The organism is Streptococcus parasanguinis (genome assembly GCF_001578955.1).
Classification (GTDB): domain Bacteria; phylum Bacillota; class Bacilli; order Lactobacillales; family Streptococcaceae; genus Streptococcus; species Streptococcus parasanguinis_U.
In genome coordinates this window covers 282,224-308,306 of sequence record NZ_KQ969692.1, presented here as the reverse complement: position 1 = coordinate 308,306, position 26,083 = coordinate 282,224, and the positions used below count along the sequence as shown (strand labels likewise).

The window sequence follows — 26,083 nt, the reverse complement described above, 5'->3', positions numbered from 1 at the left end:
TTACTGTCAACACTTTTTCTCAAAAAATTTTATTTTTTTGAAAGTTCATTTATACACTGTCAACTTTCCGTTCTTAAATTGAATTTTTAAAATCCTTTAGATAGTTCTCTAATTTCTTTTTCATTTTTGTTTTTCCTAGACATCTTCTGTTTGCTAGTAATGCTTCATATTGTTCTTTTTCTTTTACTGTTAATTTTTCTTTAAAACGTTTTAATGCATCTCTCAGAACAACTAGCTCATCTAAATATATTTTTCTTGATGAAATTCTGTGACTAATTTCTCCAATTTCAATATATGGAAGTCTATTAATTTTTCTCTTATCACTTTCCTGCTGTCTTATTTTATCTTTAATATGATTTCTAAATTTTGTTTTGAAATATGTATAAAGTAATTCTTCATTTGTTTCAATTTCAGGATTTTTTTGATAAAGTTCAAACAGAGTTAGCTGACCTTCTTGTTCCCAATCATCCTTTTCCCATAATTGAATATAATACTCTTTTTCACATTTTCTTACGATATATTTTACTTTTTGATACATTTTATTAAATTCCATAAGCTCTCCTTTACTTTTATCTGTATTTTATAAAAATAAAGAAGCCCATTGGACTTTTTTTCTATTCTGCACGTTTTTTTAACTATTTGGTTATTATTTTTGACTATTTTGTCCAAATACACAAAAAAACTGCCACTTGGTGACAGTTTATCGATAGTCCGTACGGGATTCGAACCCGTGTTACCGCCGTGAAAAGGCGGTGTCTTAACCCCTTGACCAACGGACCATTTTTACAACATATTCTATTATACAGAATATTTTTACTCTGTCAACACTTTTTTAATAAAAAAAGAAGGAAATATTTTCCTTCTTTTGAATTAGTTATTTTCTTCTAATTTTGACTTAATCTCATCATATGATAGAGGTTTTGCTTCTTCTTCTAATTCATGCTCTGAATTTTCAGGCATTTTTCCTGTTTCGTATAATGATTTAATTTGAACACTATCCAAGGTTTCATATTTTAATAGAGCTTCAGCAATCAGTTTATGCGTTTCTCTATTTCCTTGAATAATTTCTGCCGCTTTATTACGGGCTTCATTCAATAGACCACGAACTTCTTCATCAATTTCGTAAGCCGTCTGTTCTGAAATCATTTTTTGTGGGCTTTGAGCACCAAACATCGCATGATTTCCTTCATATTGAACCGGTCCAAGTTTTTCACTCATACCATATTCTGTCACCATTGCACGCGCCATTTGGGTAGCTTGTTCAAAGTCATTTGAAGCACCTGTTGTTTGCGAATTGAAAATAATTTCTTCGGCAACACGTCCTCCCATGAGCCCTGCTAATTGTTCTTTCATGTCCTCTTTAGAAAGTAACATTTGATCTTCTTTTGGAAGGGCAATCATGTAACCGCCTGCGCGACCGCGTGGAACAATAGTAACTTTATGAACTACACGAGCATTTGATAAGACCAGACCAACGATTGTATGACCAGCTTCGTGATAAGCAACCATTTCACGTTCTTTTTGCGAAATCGTCCGATCTTTCTTAGATGGACCTGCAATAACACGATCTTCTGCTTCATCGATATCAGCAGCATCAATTACTTTTTTATTTCGACGAGCTGCAACCAAGGCTGCTTCGTTCAAAACATTTTCGAGATCAGCACCGACAAATCCTGGTGTTTGTTGAGCAACCAATTTCAAGTCCACATCTTGAGCAAGTGGCTTATTCTTAGCATGAACACGAAGAATTGCCTCACGACCTTTCACATCTGGACGTCCAACTAATACTTTACGGTCAAAACGGCCAGGACGAAGAAGGGCAGGGTCAAGGACATCAGAACGGTTAGTTGCTGCGATAACAATGATTCCTTCGTTGCCTTCAAAACCATCCATCTCAATCAAGAGCTGATTAAGGGTTTGTTCACGTTCATCATTTCCGCCACCAAGACCTACACCACGTTGGCGCCCAACAGCATCAATTTCATCGATAAAGATAATGGCTGGTGCTGCTTTTTTAGCATCTTCAAAAAGTGAACGAACCCGGCTAGCACCGACTCCGACAAACATTTCAACAAAGTCAGAACCAGAGATACTGAAGAATGGAACTCCAGCTTCACCAGCTACTGCTTTTGCTAAAAGGGTTTTACCAGTTCCTGGAGGGCCTTCAAGAAGCACACCTGCTGGGATTCTTGCACCCAATTTAGTAAAGCGTTTTGGATCTTTTAAAAATTCAACAACTTCAACAAGTTCTTGTTTTTCTTCTTCAGCTCCCGCTACATCTGAAAAACGAACTTTAATATCTTCTTTATTAGCAGCGCGGGCTTTATTACGACCAAAGTTCATTGCACCTCTGGCACCTCCGCCACCGCCTTGGTTCATCATTGAGAAGAAGAAAAACATGACGATAACAAATGGAACAATTGAAGTGAGAATTGTTATCCACATGCCACTTGAGCTCTCACGCTTAATGGTGATTTCTGCTTTGTGGTCAGCTGCTAATTTTTGTAATTCATTGACGGTGATATCAGATGGGAGGATGACACTAGTAAAGCGAGATACTTTTTGAACACTTGGGGTAAAAAATTGAATTCCTGTATCATCTTTTGATTCTTTAGCTTTATTATAGGTCCCTGCAATTTCAATCACACTACCATTTGGTTGGTAACTGATCGTTTTTACATTATCATTTTTAATTTCCTTGACCAATTCTGTGTAGTTGATTTGCTGACTTTGACCAACTCCATTACCCGCAAAAAAGTACTGGAATCCTGTCACAGCCGCTACAATAATCAACAAATACAGAAATGGATTTCGAACAAAACCGTTATTTTTTCTGTTATTCATCTAGTCTCCTCTATTTTGAGTACACTTCCTCTTTTAATACACCAACATAGGGTAGGTTACGATAATTTTCATCATAGTCTAAACCATATCCTACAACAAACTCATTTGGAATCGTAAAGCAGGTGTAATCTGCTTCAATCTCAACCAAACGTCCCTCAGGTTTATCCAGTAAGGTAGCAATCTTTACAGATGCCGCATTTCGTTCTTCAAAGAGTTCTTTTAGACTCTTGAGGGTTTTACCTGTATCGATAATATCTTCTACAAATAAAATATCTCTACCAGTAATATCTTGGTCGATATCCTTGATAATATTAATAATACCTGAGCTTGCTGTACCACCATGATAACTTGAAACCAGCATAAAATCCAATTCAATATGTGTATCCACGTGGTTGATCAACTCTGCCATAAATGGAACAGAGCCTTTCAAAATTCCAACAAAAATTGGATTTTTTCCTTGGTACTCTTTTGTTAGGGTTTCACCCAATTTCTTTGCTGCTTCTACAATTTCATCATGTGAAACCAATACTTTTTTTATATCTTTTTCTAACATGTTTTTACCTATCTATTTTTTGAATATAAAGACTATCTTTCATTATACCACTTTTTGAGAGCTTACTCAAATCACTCGTTACCAATCCCACTACAGAAAGAATATTATGATTTTGTTCTATAATGAGAGCCTTTTGCCGAAGAGAAATTGGAATTTTATGGTTGATAAACCACCGTCTTAATTTTTGATGGTGGCCATTAACAAGTAGCTGATCTCCTTCCTTTCTCCTTCTAATTAAGATGGGAGTTTCGCGTGAAACAGAAAGAATTTCTACATTTTCCCCTACTAATGGTTGTCCAAAAGATAGTTTATAATTTGCAATTTCAAAGATATTCCCAAATTCTAACAAAAATGGGAGGGGTTGGTCATCCGACTTTTGACTGATTTTTTGTATTTCAAAGAAATCATATTCCTGATGTAGTTCATAATTCGACTTTAAATAATGGACGCAATTTCTTTTTTTTCGCAGTAAATTTAATAATTCTTGAAACTGTACCCTACCAAGTTGCAAATCTGGAAATTGTGCCAAATACTCTTCTAATAAGAATGATTGTACAGAATGAGAATACGTTCTAAAAAAAGCTAAATCTTGAATGGTTAACTCGCTAGTCAATTCTTTCAGTGCTTGGTGCCAATGAGTCACTTCTTCTGCTAAATAACGAAGACTTACTTGCATTTGAGGATTTTCTTTTTCAAATTCTGGAAGGTATTGATGGCGTACACGATTTCGAAAATAGTCCTGTGAGTCATTGCTACTGTCTTCAAAGTGAGGGATTTCCATCAACTCATCTTTGGTAAAAGTTAACAAAGGACGGATTAGCTCACCCTTACCAAATGGTTGGCGTACAGGAATGCCATTTAAATGGCGTAATTTTGTTCCTCGTATTAAGCGCATGAAAGTTGTTTCAGCTTGATCATTTGCATGATGACCTGTTACTAAAGCGGTGCAATCTTCTTTCTCCATAATCTGTTTAAAAAAATCATAACGAAAGGTACGAGCTTTTGCTTCTGTAAAATCACCCGAATAGTGAGCCACATAGATACGTGTCTCTCGCCTATCAGCTAGCGTTCGAAGTTCACTTTCTTCTAAATCTGATTCTGGTCTTTGTCCATGATTGACATGAGCGAGTACCAGATGGATTTTCAATCGTTCTTTATTCTTATATAAAAGTTCATACAGATTCATTGAATCCAATCCACCAGATAAGGCAACCAAAACACGGCGATGGGGAGTAAATAGATCTTGTTTTTCACAAAACTCTAAAAATCGCTTTTCCATTATTTCAATACCTCATAGATATCTTTTGAAATGTTGGAAATCGTATCATAATTCGAATGATCTGTAAAAATGGCTATTACATAGGGTGAATTTGTGTATACAATCGCAACATCATGTCTAAAATCATAGGCATCTCCAATTTTATGAGCAACTTTTACTGGAAGGTCACGCGCAATCCGTTGATCATCATATTTTGTAGAGGAGAGTGCATCAATAATAGAGCCATTTTGTTGATAGACAGCCTCCATGACATTGCCAGCCATTTCAGCGGATGCTTCTCTTTTTTCAACATCCCAATGTTTCTTTGCAATTTTATCCAAAGTTTTTTGGAAGTCTTGATCTGATTGATGAGTGACATAATAATTCAAGATATTATGTCCAACATTATCTGATTCTTTTGCAATTTTATCTACCAACTCTTGAACACTATATTCTTTTCCATCTGGTGTTTTTGAAAGGCTACCACTTCCTTCTGGTTCATAGCCACCTTTGAAATCATTGACTTCTGGAATATATTTGTAGGTTGTAGTTGGAGAAATGGCTTTTTTATTGAGCTGTTCTTGGACGTAGTACAAGTATGGTAATTTCGTTACACTGGCAGAATACATTTCTTTTTGCGGATTGATTCCAGCAGTATTTCCAGTCTCTAATTGTTTTACATAGATTCCATACGAAGGAGAATTGTATTTACTATTTAACAAGTCCTGGACTTTTTCCATTCGATTATCTTTTTCAGTAACGAATGGTTTGTTCACCCAGCCCTGACCTTCAATCTCCACAAATTCATCTCGTAAAGTCTTAGCTGTACGTAAGACTGTCACTTTTGTATAAGGAGAAAGAGGTGTATTTTTTTCTTTTGCACCATTTATTAAGGGTCGGTCATACACTTTAAAACCAGGTTTTAGCCACATGTCTTGTTTTTTTTCTTGTGTTTCTTGTACAACATCAGAAAAAATGACAGAAGAATCTGCTAATACATATCCTTTATCTACTATTTTAAATACAGCTTTCCCTTCATCATTTACAAAGAGTTGTTCGATTGTAAACGGTGTGTTGGGAAGAATTTCTCCTTTTGCTTTTTTCAACTGAGGATCAGAAAAAACAGAAATTTTGCGATAGACATTCGGGTTCGCTGGAATTGAAGAAAAATAAAGTTCTGATGGATGAGCCATTGTCTGAGAAGACTCAGACTGCTCGATACTCGCTGCTTGAGACCCAATAAATAAAATTGGAACTAACAATAGGAGCAGAAATCGTTTAGACACCTGTATTCCTTTCCTTTTCATCCTTTTGAAGTTTAATCATTTGGTTTTTCTTTTTTAATTCCTCTAATTTTTCATCCGAAAATTCAAGGAATTGTTTAACTGTTTGTAAGATATTTTCCATCGGTTATTGGGGGAGTAAATCTGGGATGGTATAAACATATTCACCATCTTTTGAAAAAGAATACTTAGCGCGTGCATATTTTGTTGCATAATCATCGTCTTTTAATTTTTTAGCGATGTCTTGTTGGTATTCTTTTTGTTCACTTGTTTCTTTATACTCTTTTTCCAACTGTTTGTATTGTTCTTTTTTATCTTGTAGCGATTGATAGCTCTGGGCTAAATTATAAGTTGGAAGAATAAACAATAACATGACCAATATCAAAACGAGCCCCAGAAAACGATTGCGTTTTTTTCTTTCTTCTTCTAAAAAACGTTTTCGCTGACTTTCGTCTTTGATATATTTATTGTTCATTTGAACGATATTTTTAGGCATCTTCTTCTATCCTTGTTTCACTAATTATTTCGTACATTTTGGATGCATCTTCTTTTTTTGTACTATCCAACATTTCCAAGACTTTAACCGTCAATACTTTATTTCCAAAACGAACTTCAATTTGATCATTCACTTTCAAATCCGTTGAACTTTTGGCTAATACTCCATTAACTTTGATCCGCCCTTTATCTGCAACTTCCTTTGCAACAGGGCGACGCTTAATAATGCGAGAAACTTTTAAATATTTATCTAATCTCATACTGTCACCTCTAACATAGTATTGTATCATTTTTTATACATAAAATGCGAAAAATGAGCTGAGAACTGCTAGTTCTCTTCTTTTTCCTGTTTAATTTCCAATAAGGTTTGACCAAATTGCTTCAGAGCTTCTAAAATTTCAAAATCTTTCTTGTTTCGAATATCAAAGATCACTTCAATCAATCCCTTTTCTTCTGCAATCTGTGCCTTCAACTGTGTCATTGACAAAGCTTTGAAATAATCCTGTGTTAAAAACAGTTGTTTGGCAATAGGTTCAAATTTCACTGTCACTTTTTGTTGTTTTCTCTCAACAAGACGGACAAAGACTTGATCTAAGTAAGCTTTCACTAAACCAATTTCAAGTAGATAGGCCACAACATCTGGGTATTCTCCAAAACGATCAATCAATTCATCTTGCAAGTATTCATAGTCCGTTGTAGAATTCATTTCACGAATTTGTTTGTAAATTTCAATTTTTTGACGTTGATCTGAAATATATTCATTAGGTAAATACGCATCTATTTGAAGGTTCAACTCTGCATTGCTCTTTTGCCGACGATGCTCTTGGCCTTGTTTCTTAGCAATAGCTTCTTCTAACAATTGAGAATACATTTCAAAACCAACTGAATCGATGAAACCAGATTGAGAAGCTCCAAGGATATTCCCTGCTCCACGGATCGATAAATCTCGCATAGCAATTTTAAATCCAGACCCCAACTCAGTAAAACCTTTAATCGCTTCTAAACGTTTTTCAGACACTTCTGTAAGAGATTTGTCTGGACGATACATCAAATAGGCATAAGCAATTCGATTGCTTCGTCCCACACGACCTCTTAGTTGATAAAGCGTTGAAAGTCCCATATGATCCGCATTTTCAATAAAGAGCGTATTGGCATTTGGAATATCCACACCTGTCTCAATAATGGTTGTCGTCACTAAGACATCGTATTCGCCATTAATGAAATCCAACAGGGTATTTTCTAAGCGAACCTCACTCATCTGACCATGAACAAAGCCAATCGAAGCCTCTGGAATCAACTCTTTTAATTCAGACACCTTTTGTTCAATTGTATCTACCTTGTTGTAAAGATAATAGGCTTGTCCTCCACGATCCATCTCCCGCAACACAGCGTCTCGAATAATGGTTGGATTGGTCTCTAATACAAAAGTTTGCACAGGATACCGATTGGTCGGAGGTGTTTCGATGACAGACAAATCTCGAATTCCTAGCATAGACATGTGAAGAGTTCGAGGTATAGGGGTAGCTGTCAAGGTAAGCACATCCACCTTTTTTTTCAATTCTTTCAAGGTTTCTTTGTGCTTCACTCCAAAACGTTGTTCTTCATCGATCACGATTAAACCTAAGTCTGAAAAAACAACATCTTTGGACAAGAGCCGGTGAGTTCCAATAATAATATCCACTCGTCCTTTTTTCAACTTTTCAAGCGTTTCTTTCTGCTCTGCCTTACTCTGGAAACGACTTAAAACAGCAACCTCTACTGCAAAAGATTCAAAACGTTCCTTAAAATTGGCATAATGTTGTTGGGCAAGCACAGTGGTAGGAACCAGCACTGCTACTTGTTTATGATCATTTACTGCCTTAAAGGCTGCTCGCATAGCGACCTCTGTTTTCCCAAAACCGACGTCTCCAACCAGCAATCGATCCATCGGACGATTCGATTCCATATCTTTTTTGATTTCTTCAATGGAACGTAATTGATCATCTGTTTCAATATATGGAAAATCTTGTTCAAAAGCCTCTTGGTTTTCATCATCTTGGGAATAGGCAAAGCCTTCTAATTGACTACGCTCCGCATAAAGTTTTATCAAATCATCCGCAATGTCCTCTACCTGAGTCTGAACCTTTTGCTTCGTTTTTTGGAAACGCCCATCGTTTAACTTGTTAATTTTTGGCGTTTTTCCATCACTTGCAACGTATTTGGACAACATCTGAATCTGATCGACAGGAATCGAGATGCGATCTCCATTTTGATATTGAATTGAAACATAATCACGATGGACACCCGAAATTTCAATCGTTTCAATTCCCAAATATTGACCAATACCATGAACTTGGTGAACAACATAGTCCCCTTTTTCCAATTCATTATAATTTTTTAGGCGTTCTGCATTGGAAATATTTTGCCTGCGAATCTTTCGTTTGATCTTTTTCTGATAAATCTCTGATTCTGTAATGTAGACAATTTTTTCATCAACAAATTGAAATCCGTGAGCTAATCCTCCAACGACTAATTGACTAACTTGAGGAATGATCGTATCCCCATCAATATAATCTAATCGAATCCCATACTCTTCTAAATTTTTATGGAGCTGTTGAAGATTGTGATGAGAAGTTGCTTGGACAATAACAGTATAGTTTGATTTTCGATACCGTTCAATTTCCTCTTTTAGTAAATCAAATTGTCCAAAAAACTCCTGCATGGGATATTGATTGAATTGATACAAATGATCAAACTTCAGATTTCCCAATCCTTTTTGAAAGTTTGAAAAATAAGTTGCAGGCGTATATTTTCGTAATGTTGTACTGGTGTCTGCAAAATACACTTGGCGAGAAGAAGCTCTATTTTTATGTAAATCTTCCGTCAAGAGATTAGCTGTATCTAGTTCAAATCTCGCTATTTGATCTGCTATTTTTTGATAATCATCCAGAAAGACAGGAGTGTGTTTAGGGAGATAATCGAATAGGGTATATTGTCTCTCATAAAAGAAACTAATAAATTTTCTAAGATCCGGATGGAGTTTCCTTTGAGAAATATCTCCAAGAATTTCTGCTAGATAAGATTTAAATTCTTCATTCGCACTCTGTTCTTGCAATTGTTCTATTTGCTTCTGACCACGGATAAAATCTTCCTCTTGCATCAATAGATCACTCACTGCCTTCAGTTGAACTTCTTCAACATTTTCAACAGAACGCTGACTTTCTGGGTCAAAGATTCGGATTCCATCAATCTCATCTCCGAAAAATTCAATCCGATAGGGTTTGAGTTGTTCAATCTCAAAGATATCTAAAATATCTCCTCGTAGACTAAACTCTCCCTGTTGCAAAACTTGGCTCACCTTTTGATAGCCAATCTTTTGTAATGTGTCACTCAGAGTAGTTAAGTCTATTTCTTGACCAACCTTCAATTGAAAAATGCTAGATGCAAAAACTTTAGGAGAAGGTAATAGTAGTTTTATACCACTCACATTGGTCACAAGGATGCCTTGACGATCTTCTTGACATAAAAAGTTCAAAGCCTCTAATCGTGCAAATTGCCTTTCTTGTGAAGCAAAAACAAATTCTGCTAAAGGGTTATCATCTCCCAAAAATGTATGGACTTTCTCTTCTCCAAGTAAGGCAATAAAATCACTGGCCAATCGTTCTGCTTCGTTATAACTGGAAGTGATGAGGACTGCTTTTTCAATAGAATCAAATGCTGAAGCCATTACAATAGCCTTTGTGGTCGCAGACAATCCTAAGATCAATCCCCTATTATTTTTTTGCAAACCTTGTTGCCAGGATAGAAGGTTGGAGTTTTGACTCACTAAATCAATTACATTCATCTACTTACCCGTTGTATTTCTGCATGCTTCTTTCAAAATTTTCTTCTACCAAGTAATCGTTAACCGCTTCTTCTACTCGATCGATTGTTTGTAGAATGGTGATGTAATCGTCTTTATCAAATTTTCCTAAGACATGATGAACAACTGACATGCCCTGCTTAGGTCTTCCAATTCCAATCTTAATTCGATAAAAAGTCTGAGTTCCAATATGATTAATAATCGATTTGATTCCGTTATGACCTCCAGCTGATCCTTTAGCTCGAAGACGAATCTTACCAACTTCCATATCTAAATCATCGTAAATAACCAAAAGATCTTCAATATCCAGACCATAATAGGTCAGAAGGGCATGGACTGCTTTTCCACTCTCATTCATAAAAGTGGTTGGCTTTACAAAATAGACCTTTTCTCCATTCAAAAATGTTGAGGCGATATCAGCTTGAAAAATCTTATCATGGGAGAAAGTAAGATTTAAAGACTTTGCCATTTGATCAACTAACATAAAGCCTACATTGTGTTTCGTTTCAAAATACTTATCACCTGGATTTCCCAATCCAACAATTAATTTCGTCATCTCTTTCCTTTCAAAACACTAAAAGGGTTGGAAATATTTTTTCCAACCTTTACATTTTTTTAGCTATCTTATACATTAAAACGGAATTCCATGATGTCCCCATCTTGGACAACATATTCTTTTCCTTCTTCGCGCAAGCGTCCTGCTTCTTTAACAGCCTTTTCAGAACCATATTTGACCAAATCATCATAGGACATGGTCACGGCACGAATAAATCCTTTTTCAAAATCAGAGTGGATGATTCCAGCTGCTTGAGGAGCTTTCATGCCACGTTTGAAGGTCCAAGCACGCACTTCTTTTTCACCAGCTGTGAAATAAGTGCCAAGTCCCAACAAGTGATAAGCTGCACGCGTAAGTTTATCAACTCCAGACTCTGTTAGGCCAATCGCCTCTAAAAATTCTTGTTTATCTGCATCATCTAGCTCAGAAATTTCTTCCTCAGCACGCGCAGAAATCACCACGACTTCCGCATTCTCTGTTGCCGCAAAGTCACGAATTTGCTTCACATACTCGATAGAATCTGGATCTGCAACAACATCTTCATCCACATTGGCTACATAAAGAACTGGTTTGGTAGTCAAAAGGAAAAGTCCTTTCACCACTTTTTGTTCTTCCTCCGTGAATTCAATGGTCCGAGCTGATTTACCATCTTCAAGAACTGGTTTGATTTTTTGTAGAACATTAAATTCCGCAACAGAATCCTTATCTTTTTGTGTACGAGCGATTTTTTCTACACGCGCATAGCGTTTATTGACAGACTCTAAGTCGGCTAAAATTAATTCTAAATTGATGGTATCAATATCTGCCAGTGGATCAACAAAGGCATCTTCACGACCTTGCTCCCGCATGACATTTTCATCATCAAAAGCACGCACTACATGGACAATGGCATCTACTTCACGGATATTGGCCAAGAATTTATTACCAAGTCCTTCTCCCTTAGAAGCCCCTTTCACAATCCCAGCAATATCTGTAAATTCAAAAGTAGTCGGAACTGTCTTCTTAGGAGTAATCATTTCCGTCAATTTTTGGAGGCGTTCATCTGGAACTTCTACCATCCCGACGTTTGGATCAATGGTTGCAAAGGGATAGTTTGCGGCCTCTGCTCCTGCTTTTGTAATTGCGTTAAATAGGGTTGATTTACCAACATTTGGTAAGCCAACGATACCTGCTGTTAATGCCATTTTTCTTTTTTCTCCGTTCAAATTTCAATCTCTTTTATTATAACATAATTCAAAAGACAAGTAATGAAAAATAAAATATTTCATGACCTTTGAAACTAGATTTTTTCATCAAACTGTAACGTTCTAAAAAGATAAAAATGATATACTATATTTAACAATGAACAAAGGAGTTTTTCAGATGAAAAAACAAATATGGAAATCTATTTTTCTTTCTTTAATCGCTATCTTTACGCTCTTTCTTCTTGGAGCTTGTGGACAACAATCTGTTCAAAAATCCTATCTTCAGGCAATCAACCAAGAAAAGAAAACAGATGTTCGTATTACACTAGAACATAAAGGTGATAAAGCGATCAGTAACCAAACCACCACTACTATTTATTACAAAGAGGCGGGAGTTACGAAAGATCAATTAAAGGAAATGATCGATAAATATGATGAATAATACAAAGATGTCAAAGGATTCACACATTCTGCTGAATATAAAGATGATTATTTGGTTGAAAAAACAACACTAAATTATGAAAAGGCAGACTTAGATCAGCTAATTGAAAAGAAATTAGTAACGACACAAAAAGATAAAAAAGTCGACTATATCAGCTTCAAATCAACTTTTGATATGATGAAACAGGGTGGTTTCAAAGAAGTTAAAAATGGAAAATTTGAAGAATTAAAATAATCGAAAAGGTTCGGTCACATAAGTGACTGAACCTTTTATAGTACTTTCTTCATTTTCTGTTCAAAATCATGGCGACTCATCATGACCACATGATCACAATTGCTACACTTGATTTTTATGTCTGCACCAAGTCGCGTAATTTCCCAACGATTTGCCTTCTTGCCTGTTTCTTTAATCACACAAGCGTGAGGCTTTTTCATTTCTACAAAATCACCTAACGTATACATGATTCACCTTTGTTAATTTGTGCGAACTGGCGTAATCAATTGAATGAACCCTTGTTCATTTCCTTCTGGAACCAATGTAAACGGTCTAACAGAAGAAATAAAACGAATAACAACTTGTTCACTGTCAATAGCTTTGAGCGCTTCAATCAAATAAGTTGGATTAAAGCTAATAGACAAATCCTCTCCTGAAACGGCGCTCGTATCGATCTCTTCATTTACTCGCCCAACTTCTGGTGAATGAACGTGGGAAGAAACCACTCCATTTTTGAACTCTAATTTAACCGTTCCGTTTTGAGTCGCATTTGAAAGAAGACGAGCACGCTCCATTGCAAATCGAAGGTTGGCCACATTGAAGGTTGCCTCTGTATTGAATTCTGTTGGAATGAGACGGTCTGTATCAGGATAATTTCCTTCTAGCAAACGGGTATAAAAACTAATGTGTTCACTTCTAAAGAGAATTTGATTGTTAGCAAAGAAAACCTCAACTGTTTCAATATCATCAGAAAAAACAGAGGTGAATTCACGAAGAGAGCGACTTGGGATGACAACATCAAAGTTGTCTCCATTTTTCTCCAGTGTAATCACTTTTTGACTCATACGGTGAGAGTCTGTTGCTACTGTTTTTAGCTCTTTATTATCCGATAAAACAAAGTGAACACCTGTCAAAATTGGACGACTTTCTTGTACACTTGCTGCAAATGCTGTTTCATTAATTAATTGTTTTAATAATTTTGTTTCCAAAACTAATGGATTACTTGCAGCAATTTCTTGAATACGTGGATATTGATCTGCATCTTTTCCTTTAAGTGTAATTTCTGATTTTCCACTTGTTAAAAGAACCTGTTTTTGTTCAATCTCTTTAAAATCTAAAGTAACATCTGGTAAACTTGAAACCACATTAATAAAGAAAGTTGCTTCCAATAAAATAGAACCTGGAGAGGTCACTAGTAAACCAGCATTTTCATCTTTGATAGAAATAAAGTTTTCAATTGAAATTTGGCCATTCGATCCAGATAAGGCAACTCCTTCTGGAGTGACATCAATTTTAATCGTGGAAAGAATTGGGATAGCATTTTTTGAACTGATCGCTCTTTTGGTAGTATTTAGTGCTTGTAAAAATAAAGTTTTGTTAATAGAAAAATTTATCATGGTCATTCCTTTTATTTATTTTATGATTAGTAAGTTAATAGTAATAGTAGGTTGTGTGGAAGTTGTGGAAAACTCTCAGAATCCTATCTATGACTTAAAAAGTTACTTGTTTAAAAATTGTGCATAACCCCTAGAAGTTTAGAGGAAGTTATCCACAGATTAATTTAACTTTTTCTTGATACTTTGAATTTCGAGTCGTAGATTATCATCTGTGTCGACCATACTTTTAATTTTTTCATAAGCATGAATGACAGTCGTGTGGTCTTTTCCACCGAATTCTTTTCCAATTCGAGGAAGTGAGTTGTCCGTCATCTCTCTTGAAAGATACATGGCCACTTGTCGTGCTAGGACAATATTCTGAACTCTTCGAGAACCTTTGATTTCTTTTACACTGACTCCATAAAAGGCTCCAACTGCTTCCTGAATTTTTTCAATGGGGATGACAAGCGTCTTGCTATTATCGTTTTTACGAGCTCGAATAGCTTCAGCTGCAACATCGATCGTAATTTCTTTTAGTTTTTTCACCTTCGCCATTAAAGAAATATCATTTAAGGCACCTTCTAAGTCTCGGACATTTGAATCAAACTGACCAGCTAGATATTCTAGTGTGTCATTAGGAAAAATATAATCTAGATCTTCAATTTTATTTCGTAAGATGGCAATCCGAGTTTCAAAATCAGGTGGTGTTATATTTTGCGTTAGTCCCCATTTGAAACGAGTAACCAGTCGCTCTTCAAGACTATCTAAATGATCCGGACTTCGATCGCTTGTTAGAACAATCTGTTTGTTGTCGCTATGGAGGGCATTAAAGGTATTAAAGAATTCCTCTTGAGTCGTGACTTTTTTCCCACCGAGTGACTGGATATCATCAATCAGTAAGAGATCAAGACTTCGATAGGTATTCTTGAACGTCTTCATTTCTCCTAATCGAAGGTGTTCTAAAAATTCATTAATAAAGGTTTCTGCTGGGACATACTTAACTCGTGCATTTGGAATATTTTCTAGGATTTGATTTCCAATTGCGTTCAATAGGTGAGTCTTTCCAAGCCCTGGTCCACCATAAATAAATAGAGGGTTGTATGTTGTTGCAAGATTTTCAGAAACTGCAAGCGCTGCTGCTTTCGCCCAAATATTTCCATCCCCTTGCACAAAATTATCAAAGGTGTACTTTGATTTCAAACCTGTATCAATTTTAGGTAACGGTTCGGTTGTTAAGCTACCTGAAGATAATCTCCTATTCTCACCGCTATGACTACTAGGAATTTCTTCGGTATCTTCAAAAACGAAATGGAACTTCAAATCTGTATTGTAGACTTCAAAGCTGGCTGTGATCAAAGCATTTTTTAGATTTGTTTCCCAAAATAATTCTTTATAATTTCCATCAAGATAAATAGTAGCCGTTTCTCCATCGATTTTGACTAATTTTGAATCGGCGACAAAAAAATCATAGGCACTATCTTTTAGTTGTAATTGGGCTAATTCTAAAAAACGAGACCAAAATTGCTCTTCTTGTGACACTATCAGACTTCCCTCCTTTTCTTGAATTGTATCAAATCATACGTACTCCTATTCTACCACAAACAAAAATAGTTTTCCACAGGCTAAATTTCATGAAATTAAATTATAGTTTTAAACTTTTCCACAAGTTGTGGATTTAAATTCACATTGTTTTTAAAAGTTATCCACAAAGTGGGGATAACTAGAGAATATTCTTATTTTTCTGCTATTTACAAAAGATTTTTATGGTGGAAAAGCTTGTCAATATAAAAAATAAAAATAACAGCCTTATTTGAGGCTGTTGATAATTCGTTGGTATTCATCAAGACTGGAAAAAGAAATTTGGATAGTTCCTTTATTTTGAGAAGAGGAGTGTATCGTCACATCTGTTCCTAATATTTTTTTCAATCGTTGTTCCTCTTCTAGTAGGAAGCTCTCTTTTGCTTTTTTATTTTTCTGTTTTCTTTTTGAACTGATCTTATTTTCTAATGTTCGAACATTTAAATGATCCTGTTTGATTCGCTCCAACCAAAAGCGCTGCTCTTCTTCATCAAGAGGAACAAGAACACGCGCGTGAGCCGAAGAAATATCATTTTGAATGACTGCTTCTTGAACAGAGAGAGCTAGATGTAACAAGCGAAGCATATTGCTGATATAGGGTCTAGATTTCCCCATAAATTGAGCGATTTGGTCGTGCTTATAGCCATGATCAACGAGCTTCTGGTAGGAGATAGCTTCTTCAATTGGATTGAGATCTTCTCGTTGAAGATTTTCAATAATGGCTTGTCGCATCATTTCTTGATCCGTTAACTCTTTAATAATCGCAGGAACAAGATCTAATCCAGCAATTTTTGAAGCTCTAAAACGTCTTTCACCTGCAAGCAATTCAAAACCAATTATTGGAGATTTTCTGACAATAATGGGTTGAATTAAGCCATTTTCTTTGATTGACTGAGCCAGTTCTTCTAATTTTTCTTGATCAAATACTTTTCTTGGTTGGAAAGGATTGGTTCGAATGTCCTTTACCGCTATTTTTTCTAATTTTTCCATCTTATGAATAGAATAACACACCTTTACAAATTCGTAAAGGTGTGTTTACAAGTATGTCAAGAAAGTGAAAGTTAATCGCTCAGATCCTCAGTTGATTTTGTCAACTTGATAGAAGTTGTTTGTTGTTTTCCATCACGATAGAATGTGACCTTGATCGTATCATTGATTTGGTGAGAATAGAGGGCGGATTGTAAATCTGCCGTTGACTCGATATCTGTATCATCGATCTTTGTGATGACATCATAACGTTGCAATTTATCTGAAGCAGGCATATTTTCAAGTGTTGAACGAACTAGTACTCCTCCAGAGATTTTTTCAGGAAGTTTTAATTGGCTTAAATCAGAAGTTGAAAGGTTGGATAAATCCATCATTTGGATTCCAAGAGCTGGTCGAACTACTTTTCCTTTTTCTTCTAGTTGCTTGATAATATTGACAACATCATTTGCAGGAATTGCAAATCCCATTCCTTCTACTGACGTTTGTCCGTTATTTGAAATTTTACTTGAGGTAATCCCGATGACTTGTCCTTGAATATTGATTAATGGGCCTCCAGAATTTCCTGGGTTGATGGCTGCGTCTGTTTGTAGGGCGCGTGTAGAGATATTTTGTCCATTATCGGCTTTCAATTTCACATTGCGGCCTTGGCTGGAAATAATTCCTTGGGTAACAGAATTCGCATAATCTGTTCCAAGAGGGCTACCAATTGCAATTGCAGTCTCACCGACTGTTAATTGGTTTGAATCTCCGAATTCAGCTACTGCCTTTGCTTTATCCGCACTAATACGAACGACTGCAATATCAGAATAGACATCTGACCCAACTACTTCTCCGGGGACTTTATTCCCATCTGCTAAAAGAATATCTACTTTTTTAGCACCATTGATCACATGGGTGTTGGTAACAAGGTAGGCATATTTTCCTTCTTTTTTATAAATGACCCCAGAACCTTCACTAGAAATTTGTGAGTCAGAGTTTTCTTCTTTTTCAAATAACCCTTGATTCGAAGAATCAGAATAAGTAATCACAGAAACTACAGCATTTTTCACTTTGTCTACGGCCTCACTAGTTGAGGTTGTATTTTTATAAGCTGTTTTAACAGTGGTTGAGTGGACTTGCTTACTTTCAGTATTTGAAGTAGAAGAATGAGATGTTTGTAAGGTTAAAAAGGTTCCAAGAATACCACCTAGAAAACCTACAACAAAAATGAGGGCTATGTTTCCAACTTTTTTCAGTAAATTAGATGAAGATTTCATATTTTCCTCCTAAGGATATCAAATTGTCTAGAGTATAGAAAAACTTTCTTAATTATATCTTAAATAACTAAAGTTATCCACAAATTGTGGATAACTTGTAGAATTTAGTTGAGAAATGGCTTTAAAAAGGACTTTATAGAATAGATTTCCTTTCTATAGCTGTGGATTATTTGTGGAATTGAAGAATTATGCTACAATAGGGGAATGAAAATTAAATTGATAACCGTTGGAAAATTAAAAGAAAAATACTTAAAAGATGGGATCGCGGAGTATATTAAAAGGCTTGGTCGATTTGCAAAAGTAGAACAGGTTGAGTTAGTTGATGAAAAAACTCCAGATCGTGCCAGTCAACTCGAAAATCAACAAATCCTTGAAAAAGAGGGACAACGAATTCTCTCTAAGATTTCAGATAAGGAATATGTGATTGTATTGGCCATCGAAGGAAAACAATTTCCTTCAGAGAAATTTAGTCAAACGATTGACCAGATTATGATATCTGGTTATTCAAACCTTACTTTTGTTATTGGAGGCAGTCTTGGTCTGTCTCCTGAAGTGAAAAAAAGAGGAAATCTATTAATGAGCTTTGGTCAATTAACTCTTCCTCATCAGTTGATGAAATTAGTGTTGGTGGAACAAATCTATCGTGCTTTCATGATTCAACAGGGGAGTCCTTACCATAAATAACCTTGACGCTCCTTCCTTTTTCTGCTAAAATGAAGTAAGTTCGGTCTCATAGCTCAGCTGGATAGAGCATTCGCCTTCTAAGCGAACGGTCGCAGGTTCGAATCCTGCTGGGATCAAATGAGAGATGCAGCTTTTGCTGCATCTTTTCTATTATGTAAAAATGTATAAATTTTCATTATCTATTAATTTTTGTATACTTCACTATAGACAAATAGTAATGGAATGATTTATTAGGAATATTTAAAAAAAGAACCAATAATCCCTATATAGTGCAAAGTGTAGATTATATAAATTGTGTAAAATAGTTTTCATTCATGTAACAAAAACATTACAATTTTACCTATTCCCTTTAATTTTAGGCTATTTTATATTATAATTTTTTGTATATAAAATTTTATTTTTTATAATAATACTAGAGTATAATAAAATAGAAAAAACAAAGTGGGAGAGTTTGTGTGATTCAGTCATTAATCTTGTCTTTTCTCTTGGGAGGGATCATTGTTCTGACGTTTGCATTAGTGGACGAAAAAATCTATCAGGAACATCAATTTGCATTTATCTTTCTGCTGAGCACCTTTGTTCTTCTTTTTGAAAGTCTCTTAGTATTTTTAGATGTGACTTTATTTTCAAATATTCGACTCTCTGATTTAAATATGCTCTTATGGCCGGTTTATTTATATCCTTATTATCATTATGCCAATCGGACGAATCGCTTGTGCGCCATTTTTTATTCTTTTTTTACTTATTTAGCGGTTGAAGGAACAGCAACTTTTCTGACGATAATTGTCTCTTCAGTATTGGGGGATGCTGTTGTAGCAGCTTACTCGATTGTCTACAATATGTGCATTCGTTTGATTTCTTTAGGAATCATTTTGAAGTTAATTGACCTATTTGAATTTGACTTCACTCCTTTTTATGAGAAAGAATTTGAAAAATATTTAAAGAGACTCATCTGTGTCTATTTTGCTATATTTGTAGTGATTAATTTTGCTTTATGGATTAGTGAACAAGCGCAATATAAAAATTTTGGGAGTATGTTGGCAACGATTTGTTTTTTCTCTTTTGTAGTCAGCTTATTCCATATGAAAATCGAGCGAGATCAGTATCGTAAAAATTTAGAACTGGAGTATAAAGAATTTTCTGAGCAACAAATGAGTCGGTATATGGCTGAAATTCAAAGTCTCTATTCTATTGTCAGGGGATTTCGTCATGATTTGGGAAATTTAGTTATTTCTATGTCGTTAGCCATTGAGGAAGAAAATATTCCAGAAATACAGAGAATCCATAGAGAAGTATTGGAAAAAGGTTATAAAGAGATCAATACAGAAGCATTATCAGGATTCAACTTGGTCAATATCAAAGATTCTGCTTTACGAAGTATTTTGATTCGAGGCTGGTTGGATGCAAGAGATGCTGGGGTAGAAATGACCTTTGAAACGAGTGAACCAATCGAGCAACTACCAGTTGATTTATTAGATATCGTGAGAATCGTTGGGATTCTAGTGACAAACGCTTTGGAAGCTTCAAAAGAAGCAGAAGAAAAGAAAGTTCATATTGCTATTTTCTCTATTTCAAAAATTGTTTACTTAGTGATTCATAATACAACAAATGAAATCACTTTTGATATTAGAAAAATATATGAAGAAGGTTATTCAACAAAAGGAGAAAATAGAGGACTAGGATTAAATAATGTGAGAAAAATCTTAGCAAATTATGGAACGATGTTTTTAGAAACGGAATTGCAAGGAAATCGTTTTTTACAAGTTTTGAAGATTGGAGGATACGAACAAGAATGAAGATTTTTTTATTAGAAGATGAGCTCTCTCAACAGATACGGGTAGAAAAACATATTGCAGAAATTGCTAAGGAATTAGAAATTAAACTTGAAGTGATTTCTACCGGTAAAATTTCGGAATTTGAAAATTATATCCAGCATTCGGATATCCACCAATTATATTTTCTAGATATTCATATCCAAGACAATGAGTATTGTGGTCTGGAAATTGCTCAAAAAATACGAGAAGCAAATCCTTATGCCATTATTGTTTTTATTACTACAAAATCAGAATTCGCTTCGATTACCTATCGTTATAAAGTATCTGCCTTAGATTTTATTGATAAAAATTTGAATGAAGATTTATTTAGATTAAAAATTAAGGAGTGTATTGAGTACCTAACGACTATTCAAATTGGAAATGATGATTTGACAGATTATTTTGAGTATGACTTTAAGGATAAAAAGATAAAAATTCCATTTAAGGATATTCTTTATATTGAAACTGTTGGTTCGGCTTATAAATTAAACTTAGTTGGGAAAAATTTTCAAAAAGAAATTGCGGGAAGTTTATCAGATGTCTTGGAGAAAGATGTGGAGGAGAGATATTTCAGTCCCCATCAATCTTTTATCGTGAATAGAAGTATGATCATTGGAATGGATAAGAAAAAGAAACAGCTACTGTTGAAAGAAGGCTATTCTTGTCCAATCTCAAGAAGCAATATCAAACGTGCCAAAAAATTAATTGAAGAACAAAATTTAGAATTTAGTGCTTGACAATTAGTTAAATTTTGATATAATGGGATATGTTCTGTTAATGAATATATGGTCCGTTGGTCAAGGGGTTAAGACACCGCCTTTTCACGGCGGTAACACGGGTTCGAATCCCGTACGGACTATATCTCATTCCGCCATAGCTCAGTTGGTAGTAGCGCATGACTGTTAATCATGATGTCGTAGGTTCGAGTCCTACTGGCGGAGCTAGTATAGCACCCATTTGGGTGTTTTTTTGTTTTGAAAAAGGCTAGGATAATGACTATCCTAGCCTTTTATTTATAAGTGAACCGATGGTTAGATTCCTTAACTTTTTCGTCTTTTTATTTTTCTCCATTCGTAGAGGAAAAAGAGAATGATTCCAACGAAAAAGGCAATGAGTCCTTCAATGAAGCCTTGGGGAACAAATGTTAAGGTGACTGTTCCGGATCCTTTTGAAACACGAACTCCCATTAATCCTTTCTGGATGCGATGAATTTTGATAGGTTTTCCATTTTGTTTAGCTGACCAGCCTTTATCATAAGGGAGTGTAAAAATAAGGGTAGTGTCTCTATTTGCGTTATAGGCTGCTACCAATTTGTTTTTCTTTTTGTGAATAGCAACTTCTTGCTGACGAATGCTAGCGATAGCTTGTGTGTATTGGTCAAGATCCAGAGCAAAAAATTCTGGTGTATCAAAAGAGACTGTCGAATTTTCTGGAAAACTCATACGAATAGTAACTGTTTCCTCTGTGTCAAAATGGCCAATCGAAAAGAATGGAAAGGCATTATCAATGGTATAGCGTTGAGTCTGTCCATTGTAGCTGATTTCAATATCTTTTCGATCATCGTTTGAAAATTGTAAATTTGGAACATTGACATATAGTTGGCTATGGGCAGGAACCGTTACTTCATATTGAATACTTGCGTAGGAAAGATGACTATCTTCTTCAATTTTTGCAGTTTGCAACGAAGATGTAGTATTTTGTGAAGTAGGCGAGAGAATATTTAATTTCTTATAAAATTTATATTTTTCATCTGTGATTTGATGGATGAATCGTGTCTGATTATCCAGTGTCAAATTCGTAAAGGAAGTATTTTTATAAGGTTTTGCTGACAGAAAGGCGATTGGTAAGGCATATTCGTTTTCTGAAAGTGAGACTCCATTTTTGGTTGCAATCTCTTTAAATCCAAATTTTTGAACAGGTTGTTGGCTTAAATTATAGCGAACACCAAATAGACTATCCATTAAAATAGAATTGTTTTGGTATCGAAGATTGAGGTTGGTTCCTTCAGATTTAAATCCTAGTTTGTCCAATGTCGAGCTAGCATCCGTATTTCGTACAGATGAAAATTGAGAAATTCCATTATAACCATACTTCATGCTATCATTGCCCGTTTGTGGCTGTAAAATCTCAGTCCGATAATTAGAGTCTGTCTTCTCTTTTACTAAGGATTGGATGGCTTTTAAGTCTCGTTCGTAGGATGACCGAGAAGCAAATACCCATTCATTCGCAATTCCTTCCATTTGATAATAACTATTCACCGATAATTCAAAGATGGAGAAAAACAGGATCGAAAGATAGAAAAGTCTAGGCGGTATCTTTTTTAGGATAAACCCTAAACAGACCAAATAGAAAGCAATTAAAAATTCAAAAGTAACAATAAAATTGACAGCATCTAAAAATTTATAGTGACTGCTGTAAAGGACAGTTGCTCCAAATCCTAGAATAAGGAGGAAATTAGCAAGACTAAAACGAATCCAAGTGATCTCCTCTATTCGATTTAGTACTTCTCCTGCCATCAGAATAATCGTCAAAGAAAAGATCCAAGAGTATCGATGAAGAAACATATTCGGCGCGTGCATACCTTGCCAAAGGAGATCTAATAATTGAAAACGAAAACTCAAAATAAGAATGGTCAAGAGTATAAAGTAAGAAAGTTTCACGTGAAACTTGATCGACTTTACAAAGAAAAAGGTAATCGCTAAAAGAAGTGGAAATAATCCCACGTAGATCATTGGAATTGATCCATATTTAGTAGTGTCAAAACTTCCAATGAAATTTTTTGCAAATACGTCAAGATACCAACTTTTTTCTGTAAAGATACTGTCAACCTTTGAAAAACTTTCTCCATGAGTGCGTAAATCTAAGAAGGTTGGAAATAACATCACAAGGCTTGTTATAACTGATAAAAGAGATACAATCACAAAATGAAAGAAGCGTTTTCCAATTCCTTTGATGTCCCATGACAGTTGTGTCAAGTACCATAAAATAAGAAAAATAGACATCATAAACCCAAAATAATAATTTTGGATAAACAAGCTGGTTAAGCTGATAAAGTAGAGAATCTCTCCCTCATTGTAAATGAGTTTTTTAAATCCATAAAGAATTAATGGTGCTAGGATAAAAACATCTAGCCAAGTTTTTATTTCAATTTGGCTGATAGCAAAGCTCATAAGAGCAAATGATGTTGAAAGGGTAAGAACCAGGGATCTAGGAATTTTAGAAAACATTCCATGTAAACTAATATAAGTGCTTAAGCCAATAGCTCCAAATTTAAGAAGAGTGATGAGGTAAACAGCATCTGGCATGGATTGTGCATTAAAGAAGTAGACAAGAGGAGAAAAGAAACTTCCTAGATAATAACTACTGAGTGCATAGAAATTAATGCCTAATCCACTTTGAAAACTGTAAAATAGGCTATCTGTCCCGTGTAAAATATTTCGAAGTGTGGTATCAAAAATGACATACTGATGATAACCATCTCCTAATAAGGGGGATGTATCACTGTTCCAGTAGATTCCTTGTGAGAGGTAAATAAAGAACATCATGATAGCCGGAATCAGGAAAGAAGATACTATAAAAAGGGATGTTTTTAGCTTTGTTTTATTCATATATTTCTACTGAAAGAGCCTGAAATAATGATTTCAGGGCTCTTTATTTTTATGATTGGCTCCAAAGTTCTTTCACTTTTGCTTGAACTTCTTCATTTTCAAGAAACTCATCATAGGTTTCATCAATACGATCGATTACGCCGTTTTTTGAAAGAACGATAATATGGTTGGCGAGTGTTTGAATGAATTCGTGGTCATGGCTGGCAAAGATAATCGATTCTTTAAAATTCTTCAATCCATCATTCAAACTTGAGATAGACTCCAAATCCAAGTGATTGGTTGGATCATCCAGTACAAGAACATTTGACTTGAGGAGCATCAATTTAGACAACATGACACGAACTTTTTCTCCCCCTGACAAGACGTTGACAGACTTGTTAACTTCGTCACCCGAAAAGAGCATACGTCCTAAGAAACCACGAAGGAAAGTATTGTCATCTTCTTCTTTACTTGCAAATTGACGAAGCCAATCGAGAATACTTTCACCACCTGCAAAATCACGACTGTTGTCTTTTGGTAGATATGATCGACTAGTTGTAACTCCCCACTTGACAGTTCCTTCATATTCAATATCATCCATCAATGCACGGATCAAAGCGGTTGTTTGAATATCGTTCTGTCCGATAAGGGCGGTTTTGTCACCAGGACGTAAGATAAAGCTGATATTGTCAAGGATGGTTTCTCCATCAATCTTGACAGAAAGATTTTCAACTGTCAAGAGATCGTTACCAATTTCTCGTTCTGCCTTAAAGTTGATGAATGGGTACTTCCGACTAGATGGAACAATTTCTTCAAGTTCAATCTTGTCAAGCATTTTTTTACGCGAAGTTGCTTGTTTTGATTTTGAAGCGTTGGCTGAGAAACGTGCGACAAACTCTTGTAATTGTTTAATTTTTTCTTCAGCTTTTGCATTTCTATCTGCTTGTAATTTTGCTGCAAGTTCAGAAGATTCTTTCCAGAAATCATAGTTCCCGACGTAAAGTTTGATTTTTCCAAAGTCGAGATCCGCCATATGGGTGCAGACTTTATTCAAAAAGTGGCGGTCATGGGATACAACGATAACCGTATTTTCAAAATCAATCAGAAAATCTTCTAACCAGGTAATGGATTGAATATCCAATCCATTGGTCGGCTCGTCCAAAAGAAGGACATCTGGTTTACCAAAAAGGGCTTTAGCTAAGAGAACTTTCACTTTATCCCCATTGGCTAACTCGCTCATAGTTTGATAATGAAGGTCTTCTGAAATATTTAGATTTTGAAGCAATTGAGATGCTTCACTTTCTGCTTCCCATCCACCAAGTTCGGCAAATTCACCTTCAAGTTCAGCTGCACGGACACCATCTTCATCAGAGAAATCTTCTTTCATGTAGATAGCATTTTTTTCTTTCATAATGTTGTAGAGCTTTTCATTTCCCATAATGACAACATCGATGACCCGCTCGTCTTCGTAGTCAAAGTGATTTTGACGCAAAACAGACAAACGTTCATCAGGGCCAAGAGAAATATGACCAGTTGTTGGTTCAATATCTCCAGCTAAAATTTTTAAAAAGGTTGACTTTCCAGCACCGTTGGCACCGATGAGACCGTATGTATTTCCTTCTGTAAAGTTGATATTGACATCGTCAAACAATTTTCGATCACTAAAACGTAGTGAGACGTCTGATACTGTAAGCAATGATTTTCTCCTCTTTCTATAATGTCTTCATTTTACTAGAAAATAGGGGAAAATTCAACTTTTTTACTGTCAATTTGTTTTTACAATGATGTAAACGAAATTGACAGTTTAGTAAAGTGTTAATTCCTTACAAACATAGAGGATAGACTAACATTTTCAACTAGAAAGTGCTATAATGATAGGGATAACGATTAAGGAGAAGAGTATGACAAAACCCATCATTCTGACAGGAGATAGACCGACAGGAAAACTCCATATTGGCCACTATGTTGGTTCTTTAAAAAATCGCGTCTTGTTGCAAAATAAAGATGAGTATAATATGTTTGTTTTCCTAGCAGACCAGCAAGCTTTGACAGACCATGCAAAAGATCCAAAAACGATTGTAGAATCTATTGGTAATGTTGCTTTGGATTATCTGGCAGCTGGACTAGATCCT

Annotated in this window: 22 protein-coding genes, 4 tRNA genes and 2 pseudogenes; 9 read left to right on the top strand and 19 right to left on the bottom strand. The window is 35.4% G+C overall.

Features of this window, described 5'->3' with window-relative positions:
* Window positions 1-73: 73 nt before the first annotated feature.
* The 12 genes from SPADD19_RS09615 to ychF all read right to left on the bottom strand — a co-directional run bounded on the left by SPADD19_RS09615 (window position 74) and on the right by ychF (window position 12,014).
* Window positions 74-553 carry a sigma-70 family RNA polymerase sigma factor gene (locus SPADD19_RS09615; protein WP_003009261.1) on the bottom strand — a complete coding sequence of 160 codons (480 nt, stop codon included), beginning with the start codon at window positions 551-553 and terminating at the stop codon, window positions 74-76.
* A 154-nt stretch (window positions 554-707) separates the two neighbouring features.
* Window positions 708-779 (bottom strand) — tRNA-Glu (locus SPADD19_RS09610).
* 91 nt (window positions 780-870) lie between these two features.
* On the bottom strand, window positions 871-2,844 hold the full coding sequence (ftsH, locus tag SPADD19_RS09605; RefSeq protein ID WP_023920009.1) for an ATP-dependent zinc metalloprotease FtsH: 1,974 nt from the start codon (window positions 2,842-2,844) through the stop codon (window positions 871-873).
* A 10-nt stretch (window positions 2,845-2,854) separates the two neighbouring features.
* Window positions 2,855-3,397 (bottom strand): hypoxanthine phosphoribosyltransferase, encoded by a 543-nt coding sequence (hpt, locus tag SPADD19_RS09600; RefSeq protein ID WP_003018402.1) that lies wholly within the window; start codon window positions 3,395-3,397, stop codon window positions 2,855-2,857.
* A gap of 4 nt (window positions 3,398-3,401) precedes the next feature.
* Window positions 3,402-4,676 (bottom strand): tRNA lysidine(34) synthetase TilS, encoded by a 1,275-nt coding sequence (gene tilS / locus SPADD19_RS09595; protein ID WP_049495829.1) that lies wholly within the window; start codon window positions 4,674-4,676, stop codon window positions 3,402-3,404.
* Window positions 4,676-5,941 (bottom strand): serine hydrolase, encoded by a 1,266-nt coding sequence (locus SPADD19_RS09590; RefSeq protein ID WP_423170613.1) that lies wholly within the window; start codon window positions 5,939-5,941, stop codon window positions 4,676-4,678. The genes tilS and SPADD19_RS09590 overlap by 1 nt, the downstream gene beginning before the upstream one ends.
* Window positions 5,934-6,062, bottom strand: coding sequence for an SP_0009 family protein (locus tag SPADD19_RS13110; protein WP_003009253.1), 129 nt, complete (start codon window positions 6,060-6,062; stop codon window positions 5,934-5,936). Before SPADD19_RS13110 ends, SPADD19_RS09590 begins: the two co-directional genes overlap by 8 nt.
* Window positions 6,063-6,065: 3 nt before the next feature.
* Window positions 6,066-6,434 carry an FtsB family cell division protein gene (locus SPADD19_RS09585; protein WP_003009251.1) on the bottom strand — a complete coding sequence of 123 codons (369 nt, stop codon included), beginning with the start codon at window positions 6,432-6,434 and terminating at the stop codon, window positions 6,066-6,068.
* Window positions 6,427-6,693, bottom strand: coding sequence for an RNA-binding S4 domain-containing protein (locus SPADD19_RS09580; protein WP_003002258.1), 267 nt, complete (start codon window positions 6,691-6,693; stop codon window positions 6,427-6,429). Before SPADD19_RS09580 ends, SPADD19_RS09585 begins: the two co-directional genes overlap by 8 nt.
* 68 nt (window positions 6,694-6,761) lie before the next feature.
* Window positions 6,762-10,256 (bottom strand): transcription-repair coupling factor, encoded by a 3,495-nt coding sequence (gene mfd, locus SPADD19_RS09575; protein WP_061455879.1) that lies wholly within the window; start codon window positions 10,254-10,256, stop codon window positions 6,762-6,764.
* A 4-nt stretch (window positions 10,257-10,260) separates the two neighbouring features.
* Window positions 10,261-10,830 carry an aminoacyl-tRNA hydrolase gene (pth, locus tag SPADD19_RS09570; RefSeq protein ID WP_003009246.1) on the bottom strand — a complete coding sequence of 190 codons (570 nt, stop codon included), beginning with the start codon at window positions 10,828-10,830 and terminating at the stop codon, window positions 10,261-10,263.
* 68 nt (window positions 10,831-10,898) lie between these two features.
* Window positions 10,899-12,014 (bottom strand): redox-regulated ATPase YchF, encoded by a 1,116-nt coding sequence (gene ychF / locus SPADD19_RS09565; protein WP_003010773.1) that lies wholly within the window; start codon window positions 12,012-12,014, stop codon window positions 10,899-10,901.
* Between the two features lie 178 nt (window positions 12,015-12,192).
* Here ychF and SPADD19_RS12950 point away from each other — a divergent pair, with 178 nt between their 5' ends.
* Both SPADD19_RS12950 and SPADD19_RS12945 read left to right on the top strand, forming a co-directional pair.
* Window positions 12,193-12,456, top strand: a complete 264-nt coding sequence (locus SPADD19_RS12950; protein ID WP_241496571.1) for a hypothetical protein — start codon at window positions 12,193-12,195, stop codon at window positions 12,454-12,456.
* Between the two features lie 12 nt (window positions 12,457-12,468).
* Window positions 12,469-12,690: pseudogene (locus SPADD19_RS12945) on the top strand (DUF1307 domain-containing protein); the annotation flags it as partial.
* A gap of 35 nt (window positions 12,691-12,725) precedes the next feature.
* Here the strand turns inward: SPADD19_RS12945 and SPADD19_RS09555 are convergent.
* The 5 genes from SPADD19_RS09555 to htrA form a co-directional block, all read right to left on the bottom strand.
* On the bottom strand, window positions 12,726-12,917 hold the full coding sequence (locus tag SPADD19_RS09555; protein ID WP_003002008.1) for a DUF951 domain-containing protein: 192 nt from the start codon (window positions 12,915-12,917) through the stop codon (window positions 12,726-12,728).
* Between the two features lie 12 nt (window positions 12,918-12,929).
* Window positions 12,930-14,066, bottom strand: a complete 1,137-nt coding sequence (gene dnaN / locus SPADD19_RS09550) for a DNA polymerase III subunit beta (RefSeq protein WP_021154169.1) — start codon at window positions 14,064-14,066, stop codon at window positions 12,930-12,932.
* Between the two features lie 159 nt (window positions 14,067-14,225).
* Window positions 14,226-15,584, bottom strand: coding sequence for a chromosomal replication initiator protein DnaA (gene dnaA, locus SPADD19_RS09545; RefSeq protein WP_031574821.1), 1,359 nt, complete (start codon window positions 15,582-15,584; stop codon window positions 14,226-14,228).
* A 267-nt stretch (window positions 15,585-15,851) separates the two neighbouring features.
* On the bottom strand, window positions 15,852-16,613 hold the full coding sequence (locus SPADD19_RS09540) for a ParB/RepB/Spo0J family partition protein (protein WP_049523088.1): 762 nt from the start codon (window positions 16,611-16,613) through the stop codon (window positions 15,852-15,854).
* A gap of 71 nt (window positions 16,614-16,684) precedes the next feature.
* Entirely contained in the window at window positions 16,685-17,866 is a 1,182-nt protein-coding gene (gene htrA / locus SPADD19_RS09535) for a serine protease HtrA (RefSeq protein WP_021154166.1), read from the bottom strand.
* Between the two features lie 204 nt (window positions 17,867-18,070).
* Here htrA and rlmH point away from each other — a divergent pair, with 204 nt between their 5' ends.
* From rlmH to SPADD19_RS09505, 6 genes are all read left to right on the top strand, one after another.
* On the top strand, window positions 18,071-18,550 hold the full coding sequence (rlmH, locus tag SPADD19_RS09530) for a 23S rRNA (pseudouridine(1915)-N(3))-methyltransferase RlmH (RefSeq protein ID WP_061455878.1): 480 nt from the start codon (window positions 18,071-18,073) through the stop codon (window positions 18,548-18,550).
* Between the two features lie 42 nt (window positions 18,551-18,592).
* A tRNA-Arg gene (locus SPADD19_RS09525) sits at window positions 18,593-18,666 on the top strand.
* A 339-nt stretch (window positions 18,667-19,005) separates the two neighbouring features.
* Window positions 19,006-20,346 (top strand): sensor histidine kinase, encoded by a 1,341-nt coding sequence (locus SPADD19_RS09520; protein WP_021154164.1) that lies wholly within the window; start codon window positions 19,006-19,008, stop codon window positions 20,344-20,346.
* A complete protein-coding gene (locus tag SPADD19_RS09515) occupies window positions 20,343-21,101 on the top strand; it encodes a response regulator transcription factor (protein WP_003009229.1) in 759 nt (252 codons plus the stop codon). The genes SPADD19_RS09520 and SPADD19_RS09515 overlap by 4 nt, the downstream gene beginning before the upstream one ends.
* Before the next feature lie 50 nt (window positions 21,102-21,151).
* A tRNA-Glu gene (locus SPADD19_RS09510) sits at window positions 21,152-21,223 on the top strand.
* An 8-nt stretch (window positions 21,224-21,231) separates the two neighbouring features.
* Window positions 21,232-21,305, top strand: a tRNA-Asn gene (locus SPADD19_RS09505).
* Window positions 21,306-21,404: 99 nt separating this feature from the next.
* On the opposite strand, the gene SPADD19_RS09500 is transcribed toward SPADD19_RS09505, so the two are convergent.
* Both SPADD19_RS09500 and SPADD19_RS09495 read right to left on the bottom strand, forming a co-directional pair.
* Entirely contained in the window at window positions 21,405-23,972 is a 2,568-nt protein-coding gene (locus SPADD19_RS09500; protein ID WP_061455877.1) for a YfhO family protein, read from the bottom strand.
* A 49-nt stretch (window positions 23,973-24,021) separates the two neighbouring features.
* Window positions 24,022-25,647: an ABC-F family ATP-binding cassette domain-containing protein gene (locus SPADD19_RS09495; protein ID WP_021154160.1), complete on the bottom strand. Its 1,626-nt coding sequence runs from the start codon at window positions 25,645-25,647 to the stop codon at window positions 24,022-24,024.
* A 205-nt stretch (window positions 25,648-25,852) separates the two neighbouring features.
* Here SPADD19_RS09495 and SPADD19_RS12940 point away from each other — a divergent pair.
* A pseudogene (locus SPADD19_RS12940) lies at window positions 25,853-26,083 on the top strand (tryptophan--tRNA ligase); the annotation flags it as partial.

What these genes read in the sequence shown, in the direction of transcription:
- htrA (WP_021154166.1), bottom strand. Translation starts at nt 17,866, where the DNA reads ATGAAATCTTCATCTAATTTACTGAAAAAAGTTGGAAACATAGCCCTC.
- SPADD19_RS09580 (WP_003002258.1), bottom strand. Translation starts at nt 6,693, where the DNA reads ATGAGATTAGATAAATATTTAAAAGTTTCTCGCATTATTAAGCGTCGC.
- SPADD19_RS09540 (WP_049523088.1), bottom strand. Translation starts at nt 16,613, where the DNA reads ATGGAAAAATTAGAAAAAATAGCGGTAAAGGACATTCGAACCAATCCT.
- tilS (WP_049495829.1), bottom strand. Translation starts at nt 4,676, where the DNA reads ATGGAAAAGCGATTTTTAGAGTTTTGTGAAAAACAAGATCTATTTACT.
- SPADD19_RS09515 (WP_003009229.1), top strand. Translation starts at nt 20,343, where the DNA reads ATGAAGATTTTTTTATTAGAAGATGAGCTCTCTCAACAGATACGGGTA.
- SPADD19_RS13110 (WP_003009253.1), bottom strand. Translation starts at nt 6,062, where the DNA reads ATGGAAAATATCTTACAAACAGTTAAACAATTCCTTGAATTTTCGGAT.
- ychF (WP_003010773.1), bottom strand. Translation starts at nt 12,014, where the DNA reads ATGGCATTAACAGCAGGTATCGTTGGCTTACCAAATGTTGGTAAATCA.
- SPADD19_RS09500 (WP_061455877.1), bottom strand. Translation starts at nt 23,972, where the DNA reads ATGAATAAAACAAAGCTAAAAACATCCCTTTTTATAGTATCTTCTTTC.
- SPADD19_RS12950 (WP_241496571.1), top strand. Translation starts at nt 12,193, where the DNA reads ATGAAAAAACAAATATGGAAATCTATTTTTCTTTCTTTAATCGCTATC.
- ftsH (WP_023920009.1), bottom strand. Translation starts at nt 2,844, where the DNA reads ATGAATAACAGAAAAAATAACGGTTTTGTTCGAAATCCATTTCTGTAT.
- SPADD19_RS09555 (WP_003002008.1), bottom strand. Translation starts at nt 12,917, where the DNA reads ATGTATACGTTAGGTGATTTTGTAGAAATGAAAAAGCCTCACGCTTGT.
- dnaN (WP_021154169.1), bottom strand. Translation starts at nt 14,066, where the DNA reads ATGATAAATTTTTCTATTAACAAAACTTTATTTTTACAAGCACTAAAT.
- SPADD19_RS09585 (WP_003009251.1), bottom strand. Translation starts at nt 6,434, where the DNA reads ATGCCTAAAAATATCGTTCAAATGAACAATAAATATATCAAAGACGAA.
- SPADD19_RS09615 (WP_003009261.1), bottom strand. Translation starts at nt 553, where the DNA reads ATGGAATTTAATAAAATGTATCAAAAAGTAAAATATATCGTAAGAAAA.
- pth (WP_003009246.1), bottom strand. Translation starts at nt 10,830, where the DNA reads ATGACGAAATTAATTGTTGGATTGGGAAATCCAGGTGATAAGTATTTT.
- mfd (WP_061455879.1), bottom strand. Translation starts at nt 10,256, where the DNA reads ATGAATGTAATTGATTTAGTGAGTCAAAACTCCAACCTTCTATCCTGG.
- rlmH (WP_061455878.1), top strand. Translation starts at nt 18,071, where the DNA reads ATGAAAATTAAATTGATAACCGTTGGAAAATTAAAAGAAAAATACTTA.
- hpt (WP_003018402.1), bottom strand. Translation starts at nt 3,397, where the DNA reads ATGTTAGAAAAAGATATAAAAAAAGTATTGGTTTCACATGATGAAATT.